18 protein-coding genes are annotated in these 17,010 nt (G+C 72.9%); 10 read left to right on the forward strand and 8 right to left on the reverse strand.

Annotated features, from left to right (window positions below; all coding sequences use genetic code 11):
* Nucleotides 1-25: 25 nt before the first annotated feature.
* From ABT084_RS23445 to ABT084_RS23465, 5 genes are all read right to left on the reverse strand, one after another.
* A complete protein-coding gene (locus ABT084_RS23445) occupies nucleotides 26-883 on the reverse strand; it encodes an alpha/beta fold hydrolase (RefSeq protein WP_351047183.1) in 858 nt (285 codons plus the stop codon).
* A gap of 82 nt (nucleotides 884-965) precedes the next feature.
* Nucleotides 966-2,390: a dihydrolipoyl dehydrogenase family protein gene (locus ABT084_RS23450; protein WP_351047185.1), complete on the reverse strand. Its 1,425-nt coding sequence runs from the start codon at nucleotides 2,388-2,390 to the stop codon at nucleotides 966-968.
* Nucleotides 2,390-2,968 carry a Dps family protein gene (locus ABT084_RS23455; protein ID WP_351047188.1) on the reverse strand — a complete coding sequence of 193 codons (579 nt, stop codon included), beginning with the start codon at nucleotides 2,966-2,968 and terminating at the stop codon, nucleotides 2,390-2,392. Before ABT084_RS23455 ends, ABT084_RS23450 begins: the two co-directional genes overlap by 1 nt.
* A gap of 112 nt (nucleotides 2,969-3,080) precedes the next feature.
* Nucleotides 3,081-3,587, reverse strand: coding sequence for a DoxX family membrane protein (locus ABT084_RS23460; RefSeq protein WP_351047191.1), 507 nt, complete (start codon nucleotides 3,585-3,587; stop codon nucleotides 3,081-3,083).
* Between the two features lie 5 nt (nucleotides 3,588-3,592).
* A complete protein-coding gene (locus tag ABT084_RS23465) occupies nucleotides 3,593-4,255 on the reverse strand; it encodes a hydrolase (RefSeq protein WP_351047194.1) in 663 nt (220 codons plus the stop codon).
* A gap of 514 nt (nucleotides 4,256-4,769) precedes the next feature.
* On the opposite strand from ABT084_RS23465, the gene ABT084_RS23470 reads away from it, so the two are divergent.
* Genes ABT084_RS23470 through ABT084_RS23490 form a run of 5 tightly spaced genes read left to right on the forward strand, consistent with a single transcriptional unit; the run spans nucleotide 4,770 to nucleotide 9,141 of the window.
* Nucleotides 4,770-5,957 (forward strand): ATP-binding protein, encoded by a 1,188-nt coding sequence (locus ABT084_RS23470; protein ID WP_351047197.1) that lies wholly within the window; start codon nucleotides 4,770-4,772, stop codon nucleotides 5,955-5,957.
* The gene (locus ABT084_RS23475; RefSeq protein WP_351047199.1) at nucleotides 5,954-6,796 is read left to right on the forward strand and encodes a roadblock/LC7 domain-containing protein; all 843 of its coding nucleotides are present in this window, start codon (nucleotides 5,954-5,956) and stop codon (nucleotides 6,794-6,796) included. The genes ABT084_RS23470 and ABT084_RS23475 overlap by 4 nt, the downstream gene beginning before the upstream one ends.
* On the forward strand, nucleotides 6,789-7,187 hold the full coding sequence (locus ABT084_RS23480; protein ID WP_351047202.1) for a DUF742 domain-containing protein: 399 nt from the start codon (nucleotides 6,789-6,791) through the stop codon (nucleotides 7,185-7,187). Before ABT084_RS23475 ends, ABT084_RS23480 begins: the two co-directional genes overlap by 8 nt.
* A 3-nt stretch (nucleotides 7,188-7,190) precedes the next feature.
* Nucleotides 7,191-7,751 (forward strand): GTP-binding protein, encoded by a 561-nt coding sequence (locus ABT084_RS23485; RefSeq protein ID WP_351047205.1) that lies wholly within the window; start codon nucleotides 7,191-7,193, stop codon nucleotides 7,749-7,751.
* 10 nt (nucleotides 7,752-7,761) lie between these two features.
* Nucleotides 7,762-9,141 carry a cytochrome P450 family protein gene (locus tag ABT084_RS23490; protein ID WP_351047207.1) on the forward strand — a complete coding sequence of 460 codons (1,380 nt, stop codon included), beginning with the start codon at nucleotides 7,762-7,764 and terminating at the stop codon, nucleotides 9,139-9,141.
* Between the two features lie 149 nt (nucleotides 9,142-9,290).
* On the opposite strand, the gene ABT084_RS23495 is transcribed toward ABT084_RS23490, so the two are convergent.
* Nucleotides 9,291-10,082, reverse strand: a complete 792-nt coding sequence (locus ABT084_RS23495) for an SDR family NAD(P)-dependent oxidoreductase (protein ID WP_351047210.1) — start codon at nucleotides 10,080-10,082, stop codon at nucleotides 9,291-9,293.
* 140 nt (nucleotides 10,083-10,222) lie between these two features.
* On the opposite strand from ABT084_RS23495, the gene ABT084_RS23500 reads away from it, so the two are divergent.
* Nucleotides 10,223-10,822, forward strand: a complete 600-nt coding sequence (locus tag ABT084_RS23500) for a TetR/AcrR family transcriptional regulator (protein ID WP_351047212.1) — start codon at nucleotides 10,223-10,225, stop codon at nucleotides 10,820-10,822.
* A gap of 119 nt (nucleotides 10,823-10,941) precedes the next feature.
* On the opposite strand, the gene ABT084_RS23505 is transcribed toward ABT084_RS23500, so the two are convergent.
* Nucleotides 10,942-12,552 carry an FAD-binding oxidoreductase gene (locus ABT084_RS23505; protein ID WP_351047214.1) on the reverse strand — a complete coding sequence of 537 codons (1,611 nt, stop codon included), beginning with the start codon at nucleotides 12,550-12,552 and terminating at the stop codon, nucleotides 10,942-10,944.
* A 70-nt stretch (nucleotides 12,553-12,622) separates the two neighbouring features.
* On the opposite strand from ABT084_RS23505, the gene ABT084_RS23510 reads away from it, so the two are divergent.
* On the forward strand, nucleotides 12,623-13,336 hold the full coding sequence (locus tag ABT084_RS23510) for a TetR/AcrR family transcriptional regulator (RefSeq protein WP_502969036.1): 714 nt from the start codon (nucleotides 12,623-12,625) through the stop codon (nucleotides 13,334-13,336).
* Between the two features lie 107 nt (nucleotides 13,337-13,443).
* Here ABT084_RS23510 and ABT084_RS23515 read toward each other — a convergent pair whose 3' ends face one another.
* Complete coding sequence (locus ABT084_RS23515) at nucleotides 13,444-14,793, reverse strand: NAD(P)/FAD-dependent oxidoreductase (protein WP_351047217.1); 1,350 nt, start codon at nucleotides 14,791-14,793, stop codon at nucleotides 13,444-13,446.
* Nucleotides 14,794-15,129: 336 nt separating this feature from the next.
* On the opposite strand from ABT084_RS23515, the gene ABT084_RS23520 reads away from it, so the two are divergent.
* From ABT084_RS23520 to ABT084_RS23530, 3 genes are read left to right on the forward strand one after another with little or no spacing between them, the layout of a single operon-like run.
* The gene (locus tag ABT084_RS23520; RefSeq protein WP_351047219.1) at nucleotides 15,130-15,468 is read left to right on the forward strand and encodes an NHLP leader peptide family RiPP precursor; all 339 of its coding nucleotides are present in this window, start codon (nucleotides 15,130-15,132) and stop codon (nucleotides 15,466-15,468) included.
* Nucleotides 15,469-16,296 (forward strand): 7-cyano-7-deazaguanine synthase QueC, encoded by an 828-nt coding sequence (gene queC, locus ABT084_RS23525; RefSeq protein ID WP_351047222.1) that lies wholly within the window; start codon nucleotides 15,469-15,471, stop codon nucleotides 16,294-16,296.
* Between the two features lie 60 nt (nucleotides 16,297-16,356).
* Nucleotides 16,357-17,010: a hypothetical protein gene (locus tag ABT084_RS23530; protein ID WP_351047224.1), complete on the forward strand. Its 654-nt coding sequence runs from the start codon at nucleotides 16,357-16,359 to the stop codon at nucleotides 17,008-17,010.

Genomic DNA, 17,010 nt, shown 5'->3' on the forward strand with positions numbered 1-17,010 from the left:
GTGCGGGACGGGGCAGGCCGGAGGCTCAGCGGGTCACCCGTGCGGCGTCGAGGACCACGTCGGCGACCACGGCCGGACGGGAGACGGCCACGGCGTGGGAGGCGTCCACCTCGGTGAGGTGCGCGCCGGCGCGCCGGGCCATCCAGCGCTCGGCGGCCGGCGGGATGTTCTTGTCGGCGGTGGCGATCAGCGCCCATGACGGGATCGTCTTCCAGGCCGCTTCCCCCGCCTTCTCCTCCAGCGCGGCGGTGGCGACCGGGCGTTGGGCCGCGGCCATGACGGCCGCGTCGGCGGAGGGCACGTCGGCTGCGAACTGCCGGTGGAACGCGGCCCGTTCGATGACGAGTTCGGTGCCGGTGCCACCGCCGGGCAGCGGGTACGACCGCGGGTTCACGGTGTCGCCGAGGGTGGAGCCCGGGAACTTGGCGGCGAGCTCGGCCGCGCTCTCGCCCTTGTCCGGGGTGAACGCGGCGATGTAGACGAGGGCCTTCACCCGGCTGTCGCCCACGGCGGCGCCACTGATGACGGCGCCGCCGTAGGAGTGGCCGACCAGGACGACGGGTCCGTCGACCGCGGCCAGCACGCTCCGCAGGTAGGCGGTGTCCGCGGCGAGACCGCGCAGCGGGTTGGCGGGGGCCAGGACGGGGTAGCCGGCGCGCTGCAACCGTCTGATCGTGCCGCTCCAGCTGGAGGCGTCGGCGAACGCCCCGTGGACGAGGACGATCGTGGGCTTGGGGCCGTGCCGGTCGGTGGCGTCGGCGGCCGGGGCGCTCGCGGGTGCGGCGCCGATCAGGGCGGCCAGCGTCGCGGGCAGGGCAAGGGCGAGGGCGAGCGTGCGGGAGCGGGTGCGGGTGCGGGTGCGGGTGCGCCTCGTGGGGTGCATGGGGTTTTCCTTGTCGGGTGGTGAAGCGTGCGGGGATGCCCGGTCGGGCGGGCGGGGGTGCGCTGGTCGGGCGGGGCTCGTCTCAGAGGCCGTACGCCTCCAGGAGCCGTAGCCAGACCTCGCTCACCGTCGGGAAGGCGGGCACGGCGTGCCAGAGGCGTTCCAGGGGGACCTCGCCCACGAGGGCGACGGTGGCCGTGTGGATGAGCTCGGTCGCCATCGGGCCGGTGAGGGTGCAGCCGATGACGACTCCTCGGGTCTCGTCGACGACGAGCTTGGCGAGACCGCGGTAGTCGTCCGCGTGGAGCGCGGCCCCGGCGACGTCATCGATGCGGTACTCCACCGTGCGCACCGCGAGACCCGCTTCGCGTGCCGCGCGTTCGGTGAGACCGACGCTCGCGACCTCAGGAGAGGTGAAGACGGCCTGGGGGACGGCGAAACGGTCGGCCTCCGCGCTCCACGGCCGCCGGCCGCCGCTCTCGGCCGGGCGCCCCGCGGCCCGCTCGGCGATCGCCGCCGCGCAGGCGCGGGCCTGGTACTTGGCCATGTGGGTCAGCGGCGCCCGGTGGTTCACGTCGCCGACGGCATAGAGCCAGTGACCCTCGACCCCGGTGACCCGGCACGTGTCGTCGACCCGGAGCCAGTCGCCCGCCGGCAGTCCGACGGAGTCCAGGCCGAGGTCCTCGGTGCGCGGGCGCCTGCCGACGGCGGCGAGGACTTCGTCGCAGACGAGGGTGGTCCCGTCGTCGGTGTCCACGGTCACCGTGCGGGTGTCCTCGTCACGGGCGGCCCGGACGGCCGACACCCCGAAGCGGATGGTGACGCCCAGATCACTCAGACCCCGGGTGACCTCTTCGCCGGCACACGGCTCCCAGCCGGTCAGCAGGGCCTGGTCGCGGACGAGCAGGGTGACGGAGGAGCCGAGCGAGCGCCACGCGGTGGCCATCTCGCAGGCCACCACTCCCCCGCCGATGACGACGAGGCGCGCGGGTACCGCGTCGGCCGTGGTGGCCTGCCCGCTGGTCCACACGCCGATCCGGTCGAGCCCCTCGACCGGCGGCAGCACGGCCCCCGTGCCGGTGCAGACCACGACCGCGCGCCGGGCCCGCAGGGTACGGACCGTGCCGTCGGCCCCGGTCACCTCCACCCGGCGCTCACCGGCGAGCCGGCCGTGCCCCCGTACGAGCGCGATGCCCGCGCCGGCGAGCCAGTCGGCCTGGCCGGTGTCGTCGCCGCGCCCCGTGAAGCGGTCACGGCGGGCCAGGACGCGCGCCGGGTCGAGTGCCGCCGTGACCGCCTGGCGGGCCCCGTCGACCGAGCGGGCCGCCACCCGGGCGGCGCCGGGTCGCAGCAGGGCCTTGCTCGGCACGCAGGCGCGGTAGGAGCACTCGCCGCCGACCGCCTCGGCCTCGACGAGGACGGCGGTCAGCCCCGACCGGACGGTCCGGTCGGCGACGACCTCGCCGGCCGGACCGCCGCCGACCACGACGACGTCGTAGGTGTCCATCAGCCGCGCACCAGCGGGGTGTCCACGAGGTGCTCGGCCAGGAACCACACCTGCGCCTCGCCGGTCCGGACGACCTCGGAGACGAGCAGGTCGGCGCTGCCCTCGTCGCCCTCCCCGGAGAGCCGGGCGGTGGCGTCCCGTGCGTCGATCAGGATCCGCTCGTGCGCGTCCAGGAGCCGCGACAGCATGACGGGCACCGGCTCGACGCCGTCCGGCGGGCGGGGGATCGACGTCAGCTCCGCGACGTGGCGCGGGTCCCCGACGGCGACGCCGCCGAGGCTCTGGACGCGCTCGGCCAGCGCGTCCACGATGGCCAGTTGGGCCTCCGCGTGCTTGTCCAGCATCAGATGGAGCGAGTAGAAGGTGGCCCCGCGCATGAGCCAGTGGTGCTTCTTGTAGAGGGAGTGGAGGATCTGCGTGTCGGCGAGAACGCGGTTCAGCCGCTGGCAGGCGTACATGCGGGTGTCGTGGCCGAGACCGATCGGCACCTGCCTGAGCGTGCCGAACGCCTGGGTCTCGGCGCCCTTCTGGTGCAGCAGCGGCTGGCCGCCGCCGTGCGGGGTCGTGAGGGTGCCCATCGAAGGCTCCTGTTCGGGAAAGAGGGTGGGTGGGAAGGGCCCGGCCGCCCGGTCGGGGGGTTACGCGGGCGACCGGACCCGGTCCGTGCGGCTCGCGCTCGGCACTCAGCGCTCAGCGCTCGGCGGTCGCCGGAGCGGGGGGCCGGTGCAGGACGAGCCGGGTGAGGAGTCCGCTGCCGAGACCGGCCGCGAGCGCGAGGGCGGCCCACCACAGCGGGTACGGCGTGAGGCCGAGGGCCGCGTCGAGGGACCAGGCCCCGGGGCCGGTGGCGGCGAGGGCGGCGGCGGTGCCGATGAGGACGAGCGGGTACTCGTATCCGTCGTTCTGCACCCAGAGTCCGTGGCGCCGTTTCACGGTGAGCGCGACCGTCATGACCCCGATGGTCCCGGTCGCGGCGAGCGGGGTCAGGAGGCCGGCGGCGAGCAGCAGGCCCGACCCGATCTGGCCACCGCCCGCGGCGAGGGCGGTGAGAGCACCGCCGCGGAAGCCGTCGGCGCGGAACTCCTCGGTACCGCCCTCGAGTCCCTTGCCGCCGAGGTGTGAACTGACCTTCTGCACACCGTGGGCGGCGACGAGCAGCCCCACCAGCAGACGCAGGATCAGAATGCCGGTGTCCACAGGGGTCAGCCGGCCGCGTGCGCGCCGATGATGCTCTGCGCGTACACGACACCCAGGCCGTACGCGCCCGCGTGGGCCTTGACGATCTCCATGACCGCGCCGTACGTCTCCTCGCGCGCCCAGTCGCGCTGCAGCTCCAGGAGCACCTGCACCCAGGTCACCGGGACGGCGCCGGCGGCGATCATCCGCTGCAGCGCGTGCTCGTGGGCGGCCGGGCTGACGCCACCGGAGGCGTCGGAGACGACGTACACCTCGTAGCCCTGCTCCAGCGCCGAGAGCGCGGGCAGCACCAGGCAGACCTCGGTCCACAGACCCGACAGAACGATCTTCTTGCGCCCGGTCGCCTTGACCGCCGCGACGAGCGCCTCGTCCTCCCAGGCGTTCATGCTGGTGCGGTCGATGGGCTCGCTCTTGGGGAACACCTCGGCGAGCTGCGGCAGCAGGGGCCCGGAGAACGACTCGGCGGCCACCGTGGTCAGGACGGCCGGCACGTCGAAAGCCCGGGCGGCCTTGGCGAGGCCCACGGTGCTGTTGATGATCGCGGCGCGGTCGCCGCTGCCGGTGCCGAAGAACATCTGCGGCTGGTGGTCGACGAAGAGCATGACCGCGTTGTCGGGCGTGAGCAGGTCCTTGCTCGGGGCGGCCTTCACCTTGTTGATGTCGAACATGAGGGGGTCCTTTCGAAGCGATCGGCAACGTGCCCACCGCGTCGGCGGCTCGGCACGTCGTCACGCTACGAGCGACCGGACCGACCGTGTTGACCTCCTGCGCCCACGAGTTGGCACGACAGCGCACAACGGCGTGAGACCCCCCGGGCCTCGGTGACCTGGGGTCCGGGACAATGTGAGAGATTGTCACTTCTCTCATGAAGAACTGCTGAACGGATGCGGTGGCGAGGGGGGCGGCCGGGGGTGGGTGCCGCGACTAAAGGGCATGTCAACCCGCTTCTGTGACAGGCGGGTTGGGGGCAAACGGCGGTATTGCGGGCGTCGAGGCGGCGAAGATCCGGGTGATAGCATCCCCGCATCTGTGATCTTGCTCCGTTTTGACACGGATCCTGATCGCGATCGGCGGCCTGTTTTCCGCGTCACCGCAGGTGAACCGGTGCCGATCAGCTGTGTTGCGGGGCCTCGCGAGGTGTATCTGCAGCCGTCCGCATGCCATGCGCCGGGAAAGGTTTCCATGAATCGAGACGCACTTGTGTGGTGCTTGGTTGCGGTCACGGCGATAGCCGTCGCCGCGGTCGTGGCACTCGTCGCCCGCAACAGAGCGCTGGGGGCGAAGAAGCAGCACACCGAGGCCGAACTGAGGCAGCAGCTGCTCACGGCGGACAGTTACCTGCACGCTTCGCGCGCCGAGCTCCAGAGGTTCCGCAACGAGCAGGACGCCACGCTCCGCGAAGCCAAGGAGGCGGCGGAGGAGAACACCAAGGCCGTCCTCAAGGCCGCCGCCAGCCTCCTGCAGAGCCTCGCGGCCGAGCAGACGACGCTGCTGGACGGCATCCAGCGCAAGTACGGCGGACACGCCGTCCTCAGCGACCTGTTGGACGTCAACCACGCCAACGCCCAGATGGCGCGCAAGGCTCAGGGCATCGCCGTCATGTGCGGTGCGCCGCTCGGCCGTCGTAACCGGCCCGCCAGCGTCTACGACGTCGTACGCAGCGCCCAGAGCCAGATCCGCAACTTCCACCGGGTCGCGATCATGCAGCAGACCGGTCTCGCCCTGAAGGCGTCCGCGGTCGCGCCCGTCGCCCTCGCCGTGGCGGAGCTGCTCGACAACGCCGCCAGCTTCTCGCAGCACGACGCGCCGATCGAGGTGACGTTCCAGCGCGTCCAGAACAACCTGTGCATCGTCATCGACGACGCGGGTGTCAGCATGAACGACGAGGACCGGCAGCGGGCGACCGCGCTGCTCTCCGGCGAGGTCGCCCCCCGGCTGTCGCAGCTCGGGACCCAGCCGAAGTTCGGCTTCCCCGTCATCGGCCTGATCGCACGTCAGCACGGCTTCAGGGTGGACGTCACCGGAGTCTCCCGGTACGGCGGCGTCAGGGCCGTCGTCCTCTTGCCCGAGGAGCTGTGGACCATGGAGGAGCTGCCGCCCGCCCAGGAGGCCCCGGTGAGCGACATCCGGCGGGCCCCCGAGAGCCGGCCCCAGAGCGCCACGTCGCGCACGATGCACGGTCTGCCCAAGCGCGGCGCACGCCAGGCGCCCATCGCGAGCGTCCCCGATCCCGGCACCACCTCGTCGGCGCCGGGGATCCAGGGGGAGACGGGCCGTGCTTCCGGACGCAGCCTGGGGGCCTTCCAGCGCGGCACCCTCTCCGGTCGCAACCTTGACGCCACCTCGCTCGAAGGGCCCGAAGACGCATGACCGCAGACCTGTCGTGGATGCTCGAGGACATCGTGCACAACGTGCCCCGCGCACGGCACGCCGTCCTGCTGTCCGCGGACGGCCTTCCCCGCGGCGCGACGGAGGGCCTGGCCGAGAAGGACGTGCGCACCATCTCCGCGGCCATGGCCGGGATGCAGTCGCTCAGCCGGGCGACGGCCCACTTCGCCGGACCTGAGGAGGACCGGCAGTGGAACCAGACCATCATCGAGTTCTCGCACGGCTGGAGCTTCCTGATCGGGGCGGGGCAGGGCTCCTACCTCGCCGCCGCGGCCGCGCCCGATGTGGACATGCAGCAGATCTCCTTCCGCATGCACCGCCTCGTCGCCCGGCTGGGCAACAACCTCACCTCGCCGCCACGGGTGAGCTCCGAGGACGCCGGAGGCGCGCGGGGCAACGCCCCCCGGCAGCAGGGCTCCGGTGACGCGGGATTCGTCCTCGGCGAGCTCGACCGGGTGATGTCCGAGGTCAAGGGCGCCCGTCACGCCGTACTGCTGGGATCGGACGGCCTTCCCCGCGGGGCGACCAACGGGCTGAGCCGCGACCTCGCGGACACGATCTCCGCGGCCATGACGGGCATCCACGCCTACAGCCGGGTCACCTCCCAGTTCGCGGGGGTCGCCGAGGACGGGGAGTGGCGTCAGACGGTCATCGAGTTCCAGCACGGCTGGATCTTCCTGATGGCGGCCGGACCCGATGCCTTCCTGGCCGCCGCCGCCGAACACGACTGCGACATAGAGGAGTTCACCACGCGTCTGCACGAGGTGGTTCCCAGGCTGACCGCGGCGGCGACACCAGGAGAGGGGACAGGCCGTGTATGACGGGCCCGAACAGGATGAAGATCTGGAGCTGACGTCTCCGTTAGTTCCCCTCTTCGTGATCACGAACGGACGAGCGCTGCCCCCGGACCACGAGTACGAGCACACGACGCTCGTGACGGCGGCCGCGGCGGCGGAGAACGGCCAGGTCGCGGCGCGCACGCTGTCCCCGGAAGCGGGGCAGGTCATGGACCTGGTCGCGAACGGCTTCCTGTCCGTGGCCGAGGTGGCGGGGCACACGCACCTGCCCCTGGGCATCGTCCGCATCCTGCTGGCGCAGCTCGAGGAGGACAGTCTCATCCTCGCGAGGTCACCGATACCGCACGCCGAACGCGTCGACAGGGAATTGGTCAGCGCGGTGCTTGAGGGCCTGAAGAATCGATTCGGAGCGTAGAGCGTGTACCTGGATCCAGATGTCTCCCACGCGGTGAAGATCCTCATAGTGGGGCATTTCGGGGTCGGTAAGACCACCTGCATCGGCAGTCTCTCCGAGATCGAGCCCCTCCGGACCGAGGAAGAGATCACCGAGGCCAGCGTGGGCTTCGACGACCTGTCGGGCACGCCCGACAAGAAGACCACCACGGTCGCCATGGACTTCGGCCGGCTCACCCTGAGCGACACCCTGGTCCTCTACCTCTTCGGAACGCCCGGCCAGGAGCGCTTCAAGGAGATGTGGGAGGAGCTCTCCCGGGGCGCCCTGGGCGCGCTGGTCCTGGTCGACCCGGAGCGGCTGCACGAGTCCTTCCCCGTCCTGGACCTCGTGGAGCGCTTCGGCCTGACGTACGCCATCGCGGTGAACCACTTCGAGGGCACCACGGACTACCCGCTCGACGAGGTGCGCGAGGCCCTGAACCTCACCGCCGACACCCCCGTCGTGGAATGCGACGTACGGGACGAGAAATCCTCGGCGCGGGCCCTCATCACCCTCGTGAAACACCTCATGTCCCAACTCGGCTAGGAGCGCAGGAATGCAACAGCCACGTCACCCGCAGGAGATACCCCCCGGCTGCCCCGCGCACGGGAACGTCCAGATGTTCGGCCCCTTGTTCGGAGCCGACCCGGACAGCCACTACGCACAGCTGCGCCCCTTCGGCCCCAGTGCGCCCGTGGACATCGCCCCCGACGTCCAGGCCGAGCTCGTCACCAGCTACGACGCCGCTCTGTACGTCCTGCAGAACCCCGCCTCCTTCGTGCGCGACTCCCGCCGCTGGAACGCCCTCAACGAAGGGCGCGTCCCCGCCGACAGCCCGGCACTGCCCATGATGAGTTACCGCCCCAACGCGCTCCTCAGCGACGGTGCGGCGCACGCCCGCCTGCGCCGGGCCGTGACCGACAGCCTCGCCACGGTCAACGAGCACCAGCTCATCCGACAGACGCAGCAGTCCGCCAACTACCTGATCAGCCAGTTCAGTACGGACATCCGCGGCCAGGCGGAGCTGATGGCCGAGTACGCCCAGCCGCTGCCCCTGCTGGTCTTCAGCGACCTGTTCGGCTGCCCGCCCGACATCGGCGACCGCGTGATCGCCGGGATCAGCGGCCTCTTCGAGGGGAAGCCCGGGTCCGACGAGGTGCTCGGCGGGGCGCTCATGGAGCTGATCGCCCTCAAGCGGCGGCGCCCGACGGCCGACCTGACGACACGCCTGATGGAGCACCCGGCCCAGCTGACCGACGAGGAGGTGCTGCACCAGCTGGTCACCCTGCTCTCCGGCGGCACCGCGCCGCTGGCCGCGACCATCGGCACCAGCAGCGCCCTGTACCTCGGAGAGGACTGGCAGGTCGGCCTCCCCGTCGAGGACGCGGTTTCCCAGACCCTCTGGAACTACGCGCCGATCGCCAACTACGCGGCCCACTACCCGACTCACGACGTCGAACTCGGCGGCCGGGTGGTCCGGGCCAACGACCCGATCCTGATCTCCTTCGCCGCGGCCAACACCGACCCGAAGCTGACCCTGCACCGCGAACAGCTCAGCGCCAAGGCACACTTGGCGTTCGGCGCGGGTCCGCACGCCTGCCCGGCCAAGGACCCGTCCTTCATGATCGCCGTGACGGCCGTCGAGACGCTGCTCAACCAGCTGCTCGACGTCGAGATGCGCGTCCCGTTCCATTCGCTCACCTGGGCGCCGACCCCGTGGATCCGCACGCTGGTCACCCTCCCGATCCGCTTCACCCCGAGGGCCGTTCCGCCGGCCGCCGAGCCGGCCGGGTCGAACGCGGGCCAGACGCCCCAGCAGCAGAGCGCCGCCTCCTCGCCCTCCGGCGCCGGACCGTCGCGCACGCACGCCGGGGCCGCGTCGCAGTCCAAGGGCGGCCTGTTCAGCCGCTTCCTGGCGTGGACGCGGGGCGAGTGACACACGCGCGGGCCGACCCCGCGGCATAGGGCAGCCGTCGGCGGGGGCGGGGCGGGGCGATGCGCCGCCTGGCCTCCGAGGCACCGCTGGGCCGTCTCTTCCGGGTCTTGCCTGGCCCGCGCCGCCCGGCAAGATCCGGAATTGACGGCCTAGCGGTGTGAGCGTTGGGCTTCGACGATCTGCCGCACGGAGCCGTCGACGCCCGCCCGGGCCTGGAGTCGCTCGGCGAACCCGGGGAACTGCCCGGCGATGGCGCTGAGCAGCCGCAGCTCCAGCGGCGCCACGTTGACCTCGCACCGGTCGCGGCGGACGGCTCGTACGACGCCGTCGGCGACCTGGCCGGGCGTGACGGTCCTGATGCCGTTGGGCGGCGCGGCGCCCGTGGCCGCGAACATTCCCGCGTCGCGGACGAAGCCGGGCTGGACGAGGGAGACCCCCACCCCCGTGCCCCTGAGTTCCTGGCGCAGGGCGAGCGCGAAGCCGCGCAGCCCGAACTTCGTGGCGTTGTAGAGGGAGGTCGACTTGGTCGCGGCCTTGCCGGAGAGGGAACCGACCAGCACGATGTGGCCGTGGCGGCGGCCGGCCATCCGCTCCGCGAACAGCCGGGACAGCAGGACGGGCGCGCGGAGGTTGACGTCGAGGGCGCGGTCGAGCTGCTCCTCGGTGTAGTCCAGGAGGTCACCGCTGGCGGGCAGGGCGGCGTTCGCGACGAGGACGTCCGCGTCGGCGCAGGTCTCGGCGAGCCGGACGACGTCGGACCGGACGGCCAGGTCGGCGACGACGGTACGGGCTCCGCAGGCGTCCGCGGTGGCCTTCAGGGCCTCCTCCCGGCGTCCGGTCACCGTGAGGCGGGCTCCCTCCGCCACCAGTCTCGACGCCAGGGCGGCGCCGATGCCTCCGGTGGCCCCGGTGAGCAGAACGTTCGATCCTGATATCTCCACGATGTCTCCCACACGGCTGCCCTCTACTGTTCGTTCGAACGAACAGTAAGGATCGCTCCGCTCCATGTCCACACCGCGCACGCCCCAACTCCCCCTCGCATCACGGGTGGTCGTAGCGGCCGATGAGGCAGAATGTCGACATGCCCCCTGCCTCCGACACCCGCCAGAGCATCATCGACGCCGTACTGCGGATCATCGGGCAGGACGGCATCGCCGCCGTCACCAACCGGCGGATCGCCAAGGAGGCCGGAGTCTCCCTCGGTTCCGTCACCTACCACTTCGCCACCCAGCACGAGCTGCTGCGCGAGAGCCTGCTGCACTTCGTCGCCGAGGAGACCCGGCACTTCACGGAGCTCGCCGACGCGTGCTCCGACGAGCGCTTCGACATCGGGCAGGCGGCCGAGGTGGTGGCGCAGGTCGCGGGCGGCAACGCCTTCGACAGCCGGCACATCGCACCCTTCGAGCTGTACGTCCAGGCCGGCCGCGACGAACGCCTGCGTTCCGCCGCGGCCGAGTGCTTCGCCGCCTACGACCTGCTGGCCACCCGGATCCTGACCCACCTCGGCGCGGCGGACCCCGGCCGCCTGGCGAGCGTCGCCGTCGCCCTGGTCTTCGGGCAGCAGCTGCGCCGCCTGGCCACCGGCGCCCCCGCCGAGGACCTCGTCGACACCCTGCTGATCCTCGCGCGGTTCACCCCGGAGCAGACCCTGCGGGCCCCGCAGGCCCCGCAGGCCCCGTAGGCCCGTAGGCCCGTAGGCCCGCAGGCCCCTTAGCCCCGTGGGCCCGTACGCGCCAGACGGACCCCGCAGGCCTCCGGCCCCGGCCGTCCGTACATCGGGGCTTCCCCGATCCGGGCCCGTCAGTCGACCAGCACACCCGGATTGAGGATGCCCCGGGGGTCGAGCGCGCCCTTCGCGGCCCGCAGGGCCAGGGCGAACGGCTCGGGCCGCTGGCGGTCGTACCCCGGACGGTGGTCGCGTCCGACGGCGTGGTGGTGGGTGATGGTGGCCCGGTGCCGGTGCAGGACCTCGACGGCGACGGCCTTGAGGTCGTCCCAGAGGGCGGCCTCGTCGCCGCCCCGGCCGGCCGCGAGGACGGTGAAGTAGGGGGCGGCGCCGTCCGGATACACGTGCGTCAGACGGCAGTTGACGGTCGCGGGGTGCCCGGTGGCTTCCAGCGCGGCCGCACCGACCTCGGTGCGCACCGCGTCGATCAGGCCGGGAACGCGGTCCCATGTGGCCGCCGTCTCGAAGGTCTCCGCGATGGCGCCCATCCTGACCAGTCCGTCGCGGAGGTAGGGCATCCGCAGGAAGGCCGAGCGCCACGCGCCCACGGCCGCGTCGCCGGCCGGCGCGCCGCCCGGGCCCGGGGCGCCGCTCCCGTCGTACCGGCCACCGTGCGACCGGGCGAGCTCGACCGCCCGCGCGAGCCGGTCGGCCACCGGTTCGTGGGCCGACTCGAAGCCCAGGACGAGGACCGAGCAGCCGTCCTGCGCGGCGCCCGACAGCGCCGCCTCCCCCGGGTCGAGCAGTCGGCAGTTGGCGGGCGCGAGGTCGGACTGCGCGAGGGCGCGCACCGCACGCAGCGCGGCGTGGAAGTCGGTGAAGGCGACCGCCGCGGAGGCCTTGTGGCGGGGGCGTTCCTGCAGGCGCATCCACGCCTCGGTGATGACGCCGAGCGCCCCTTCGGACCCCAGGAAGAGGCGGTCGGGCGAGGGGCCCGCCCCGGAAGCGGGCAGCCGCCAGGAGGAGTTCGTACCGGCCGGGGTGACCACGCGCATCGACTGGACGAAGTCGTCGATGTGCGTGCGCCCCGTGGCGTAGTGGCCGCCTGCGCGGGTGGCGAGCCAGCCGCCGAGCGTGGAGAACTCGAAGCTCTGCGGGAAGTGCCGCAGGGTGAGGCCGTGCGGGCGCAGCTGGTCCTCCAGGCTCGGCCCGAGGGTGCCGGCCTGGATGCGCGCGGCGCGCCCCTCCGTGTCGACCTCCAGGACGCGCCCCATGGCGGTCAGGTCGAGGGACAGCACGGCCCGGTGCGCGTCGCCCCGGTATTCCACTCCCCCGCTGACGGAGGAGCCCCCGCCGTACGGGACGACGGCGATCCGGTGGTCGCCGGCCCAGTCCAGGAGGTCCGCCACGCCCCGCTCGTCCGCCGGGCGGGCGACGAGGTCGGGGATGCGGCCCGGCTTCCCGCGCAGGGCGCGCGCCACGTCACGGTAGGCCTTGCCCATGGCGTGGGCGGCGCGGTCCGCCGGGTCGGCGGTGACCAGGTGCGCGAGGCTCGGCGGCGGCTCGACGGCGGGGGCCCCGATGGCCAGGTCGCGGATGCGGGGCACGGGCAGCGGGCGGCCGAGGGTGCCGGGGAGCAGCGCCCCCATCGCGACGCATTCCGCGTCGTCGGGGTGCGCGTCCGTCCAGCCCCAGCCCCACCAGGAGCGGGCGCGGGTGGTCGGCCGAGCGGTGGTGCCGTCCATGGAGGTACTCCAGAGGTCGCGTGCGCAGGAACTTACCTTGCGGTAAATTACGTACTGGTAATATCGCTTCATGGCAACCCCTTCTCCGAAATCCGGCACCGGTACCGGCCGCGATCACGGCGCCGAACCCGGCACCGAAACCGGCGCCGAAGCCAGCACCAGATCCGGCGCCAGACCCGGCACCAAGGGAGTCCCCCGGGAGCAGCGCGCACGGCAGATGCGGGAGGCCGCCACGCTGGAGTTCGGTACCCGGGGCTACGCGGCCGCGTCGCTGCCCGCGATCGCCGCTCGCGTGGGCGTCACCAAGACGCTGCTGCACCAGTACTTCGGCACGAAGGAGGACCTGTACGTCGCCTGCCTGGTCCCGGTCGGCGACCGGCTCCTGGAAGCGATCCGCACGGCGATGGGACCGGACGGCACCACCCCGCAGACGCCGCTGCGCGTGCTCAGCGCCCTCTTCACCACGCTGGAGGGGCAGCGGGAGGCGTGGTTCGTGCTCTACGACACCACCCTGCCGCCGGGCGGGGAGGCGGCGCGGCGGGCCGGGGAGTACTGGTCGGCCATCGACCGGCTGGCCGCCGCCGGCACCGCCGAACTGCTCCGCGGGACGGGCTCCACCGACCCGCTGGACGCGGAGGTGCTCATGTACGTGTGGCGCGACCTGGTCGCCACCCTCGTCCGCTGGTGGGTCAAGCACCCGGAACAGACCCCGGCGGCCATGACGCGGCGCTGCGCCCGCCTCTTCGCGGCCGCCGCGGCGCTCACCCCGGAGGGCGGTCACTGACCATCCGGGCCGTCCACGACGTACCGGGGCCTACGCGCCGTAGGCCCCGTACGCGCCCCACGGAGCGGGGCGCGCTCGACGACCCGGGGCGCAGCGGGCCCCCGCGGTCACCCCGCCTCGGGGCCGCTTCCGCTGCCCGGCGCGTTCGCTCCGCGGTCCGCAGCGGCCCCCGCCCCCGCCCCCGCACCTGCCGGGAACGCGACCGGCGCGGCCGGCCCGCGGTGCCTCAGGTTGACGGCCACGGCCTTGGCCAGCGCCACGGGGTTCAGGAAGCGCATCGGGCCGAGCAGGCGGGATCCGAACAGGTACAGGTGCCGCGCCATCGACGCGTCGCGCGCGGCCGCCGAGAACATCAGCCGCTCCCCGGGGTTGAACGGACGCGCCTTGGCGTAGTCGACGGACAGGAACTGATGGCCGCTCAGCCGGCGCCGGTGCCTGCGGGCGTACCGCGCGAGCGACCGGTCGAGGTCGCCCCGGCCGGTCACGGCCGGGGCGACCGCCTCCGCCAGCCAGTGCGCGGACTGCAGCGCCCAGCCGCACCCCACTCCCCACAGGGGATCACCGGTCAGGGCCGCGTCGCCGATCAGCGCGAGCCCCGGCGCGGTCGGATCGCGGCTGACGAGCGGGTAGTTGACCGTACCGACGATCTTGGTGATGCGCTCGGCCGAGTCGACGGGCGGCGCCTCGGGCAGGGCGCGGACGAAGGACAGGAAGCTGCCCTCCAGGTCTTCCCGGAAGGCGGGCAGCCGCTTCTTGGCCGGGAGCACCGCGAGGACCGTCACCCCGTCGTCGTTGGGAAACGCGTAGGCCATGTCCGGCTCGAGGAACCAGGTCTGGCCGATGCCGCCGGGCAGCGGGAGGTCGCGGAAGTGCGCGAGGTAGCCGAAGCGTTCGTTCTCGTACTGCCGGGCGGGAACCCCGGCGAGCTTCGCCACGGCCGAGTCCTTGCCGTCGGCGCCGATCACCAGGCGCGCCCGGATCTCCCGCTCGCCCCGGGGCGTCGACGCGCGCACCCCCGCGATGCGCCCGCCTTCCTCCACCAGACCGGTCACTTGGTGGCCGAGCAGCAGATCGACGCCGGGCGTCCGCGCCGCGCGGGATCTGATCAGCGGGTCCAGGGTGCTGCGGCGGACGTTGTACGCATACGGCAGCGCGGGGCCTCCGGGCGCCGCCTTCGGCTCTATCCATCCCCAACGGGTGTACCAGCGGGCCTCGTTGCGGACGGCTCCGGCCTCCTCGAGCGCGGGGACGAGGCCGAGTCCGTCGAGCACCGGGTAGGCGTTGGCCGTGATGGAGTGGGTGCACAGCACCTTGTACGCGTCGGGGTCCGAGCGGCGTTCCAGCAGTGCGACGCGGACACCGCGGCGGGCGAGCAGGATCGCCGCGGCGCTGCCGGCGAGGCTGGCTCCGCTGATGACGACGTCGTAGTCGGATCCCGCGCTCTCGGGGTTGGTCATGCGCTGTCGCATCCCTTCGGGGTGTGGTGCCGTTCGTGGGAGTGGCGCGGTGCCCACTGCAGTCAGGAACATGACGGGTTGTCAAGAGTCCGCGGCGCCCGGGGGCCGCACGAGCACGCCGCCGCCCTCCCGGGAATCGTGGACGAGATCGCCGACGCGGCCCGTTCCCAGCCCGCCGTCCGGCCCGCTAACGGGCGCCCGTTAGCGGATCGTTAGGCACGGGTTAGGGCCACGGATCAGGCTTCTCGGGCAGGGCAGGACGCGGACAACAGGGCCGCGGCCTGCATTTCCGCTCCGGACGGACCCCGGGCGGACCCGATGCGAAGGAAGGTGCCCATGTCGCGGAACACGGTGGCCAACCGACAGGAACTCGAGCGGACGATCGTCGCGCGAGCCGAGCAGGACCCGGGCTTCAGGGAGCGGCTCATCGCCGACCCGCAGGCCACGGTACTCAACGAGCTGGGCATCTCCCAGCTTCCCGACAGCCCGCAGTGGCGGGTCCTCGAAGAGGACGGCGAGGTCCTCTACCTCGTCCTTCCCGTGAACCGCGAGCGCGTCCAGGAGATCGTGGGCGGCGCCGACGCGCTCAGCGACGGCGAGCTGTCGAACCTGCGGGCCGCCGGTATGAACGCCATGCTGAAGTGCAGCCCCGGCAGCCATTCCGACGAGGACTGAGTGAGCGGGCACGACCGCTCGGCCGGGCCGGTCGGGCGCACGCCCGGCCGGTCCGGCCCCGCCGAGCGGGTGGTGGTGCCGCTCTCCGGAGGGCTCGACTCCGCCGTCGTGGCGGCCCTGGCCGCCGGTTCCGGCGCCGATGTCGTCGCCGTCTCGTACCGCTACGGGCAGCGGCACGCCCGTGAGCTCCTGGCGGCCGAGGCGATCGCCGCGTGGGTCGGAGCCGTCGAACACCACGTGGTGGACGTCGCTCTCTCCGCCTGGGACGGCTCCCGGCTCACCCGGGGCGCCGTGGGCGACGACGACGCGGATGACGCGGATGACGCCGAGGATCACGCTCCGGACCACGATGAGGACGCGGCCACCCGTTACTACGTGCCGGGGCGGAACACCGTGTTCATCTCCCTCGCGATGTCCCTGGCCGAGGCGCGCGGCGCGGTGGCGGTCCACCTCGGATTCACCGCGGCCGACGTCCACTACCCCGACACCGGGCCGGAGTACCTCCGGCTGATGCGTGCGCTGGCGGCCCTGACCACCTCGACGCAGGCCCGCCCCGGCGGTGTGGAGATCCACGCCCCGCTGATCGGCCTCGACAAGGTGGCGATCGTGCGGCAGGCCCTGGAGCTCGGTGTGCCCGTCGAGCGGACCTGGTCCTGTTACGAGGGCGGCGCGCGCCCCTGCGGCCGGTGCGGTGCCTGCCGGGTCCGGGACCTGGCGCTCATCCGGTCCGGCCGTCCGGAGCTGGCGACCGACGAGGGCCGCGCGGCCTACGCGGGCGCGGCCGCGCGGACGTCCGACGCCGTGTGGCGCTTCCTGCTGCGCGACTGAGCGGCGACCGAGCGACCGGGCGACCGAACGCCCCTACGAACCCACGGAAAGGTCCCGTTGATGCAACTTGCCTACACCCACGCTGTGGTGAACACCCTCTGGGAGTTCGACGAGGCCAAGGAGAGGATCGAGCGGCACGCGGACCGGCTCATGGAGCTGGGCGACGTGATCTGCCGGCACCGCCTTCACGAGTCGGTGGGCCTGTGCCTGCTGCACCGGCACTTCCGGCTCGCCGACGGGGAACGCCTGGTCGGCACGTACGACGCGGGGAGTTACGTCGTCGGCGCCACGCGGCGCGAGGACTGGACCGGGGTCGTGCCGTCGGTCTGGCGGGCCGAAGCGCTCTCCGACGTCGACACCTCCTGGGGCGACGGCCCCCTGGACGGCGGCACTGCCTGGGGCTACCGGCCGCTGGAGTTCGTGGACGGGACCGGGCGGGGTGGCCGGCTCGCCCTGCGCGCGGCGCGGGCGATGGCGAGCACCGCGTTCCTCACGGATCTCGGGCGCCGGCTGCACGAGCTCGACCTCGCCGACACGGTCGGGCTGGCGGCGCTGGACCAGCTGCCGGGCGACCTGCGTCGGACCGAGACGGTGTACGAGACGAGCAGCGACCGGCGCCGGACCTCGGTGCGCACCCCGGTCGGCAAGGATTCCGTACCGCTCGACGACATCACCGTCACGCTCTGGGCGTTCCACGTCGAGCCCGCCGCCTGA

Origin of the sequence: Streptomyces sp. NPDC002138, from assembly GCF_040296485.1 — a bacterium.
GTDB lineage: Bacteria > Actinomycetota > Actinomycetes > Streptomycetales > Streptomycetaceae > Streptomyces.

Excerpts from the sequence above, each read along its gene's own strand:
- ABT084_RS23445 (WP_351047183.1), bottom strand. The coding sequence starts at position 883 with ATGCACCCCACGAGGCGCACCCGCACCCGCACCCGCACCCGCTCCCGC.
- ABT084_RS23450 (WP_351047185.1), bottom strand. The coding sequence starts at position 2,390 with ATGGACACCTACGACGTCGTCGTGGTCGGCGGCGGTCCGGCCGGCGAG.
- ABT084_RS23455 (WP_351047188.1), bottom strand. The coding sequence starts at position 2,968 with ATGGGCACCCTCACGACCCCGCACGGCGGCGGCCAGCCGCTGCTGCAC.
- ABT084_RS23465 (WP_351047194.1), bottom strand. The coding sequence starts at position 4,255 with ATGTTCGACATCAACAAGGTGAAGGCCGCCCCGAGCAAGGACCTGCTC.
- ABT084_RS23470 (WP_351047197.1), top strand. The coding sequence starts at position 4,770 with ATGAATCGAGACGCACTTGTGTGGTGCTTGGTTGCGGTCACGGCGATA.
- ABT084_RS23475 (WP_351047199.1), top strand. The coding sequence starts at position 5,954 with ATGACCGCAGACCTGTCGTGGATGCTCGAGGACATCGTGCACAACGTG.
- ABT084_RS23490 (WP_351047207.1), top strand. The coding sequence starts at position 7,762 with ATGCAACAGCCACGTCACCCGCAGGAGATACCCCCCGGCTGCCCCGCG.
- ABT084_RS23500 (WP_351047212.1), top strand. The coding sequence starts at position 10,223 with ATGCCCCCTGCCTCCGACACCCGCCAGAGCATCATCGACGCCGTACTG.
- ABT084_RS23505 (WP_351047214.1), bottom strand. The coding sequence starts at position 12,552 with ATGGACGGCACCACCGCTCGGCCGACCACCCGCGCCCGCTCCTGGTGG.
- ABT084_RS23510 (WP_502969036.1), top strand. The coding sequence starts at position 12,623 with ATGGCAACCCCTTCTCCGAAATCCGGCACCGGTACCGGCCGCGATCAC.
- ABT084_RS23515 (WP_351047217.1), bottom strand. The coding sequence starts at position 14,793 with ATGACCAACCCCGAGAGCGCGGGATCCGACTACGACGTCGTCATCAGC.
- ABT084_RS23520 (WP_351047219.1), top strand. The coding sequence starts at position 15,130 with ATGTCGCGGAACACGGTGGCCAACCGACAGGAACTCGAGCGGACGATC.
- ABT084_RS23530 (WP_351047224.1), top strand. The coding sequence starts at position 16,357 with ATGCAACTTGCCTACACCCACGCTGTGGTGAACACCCTCTGGGAGTTC.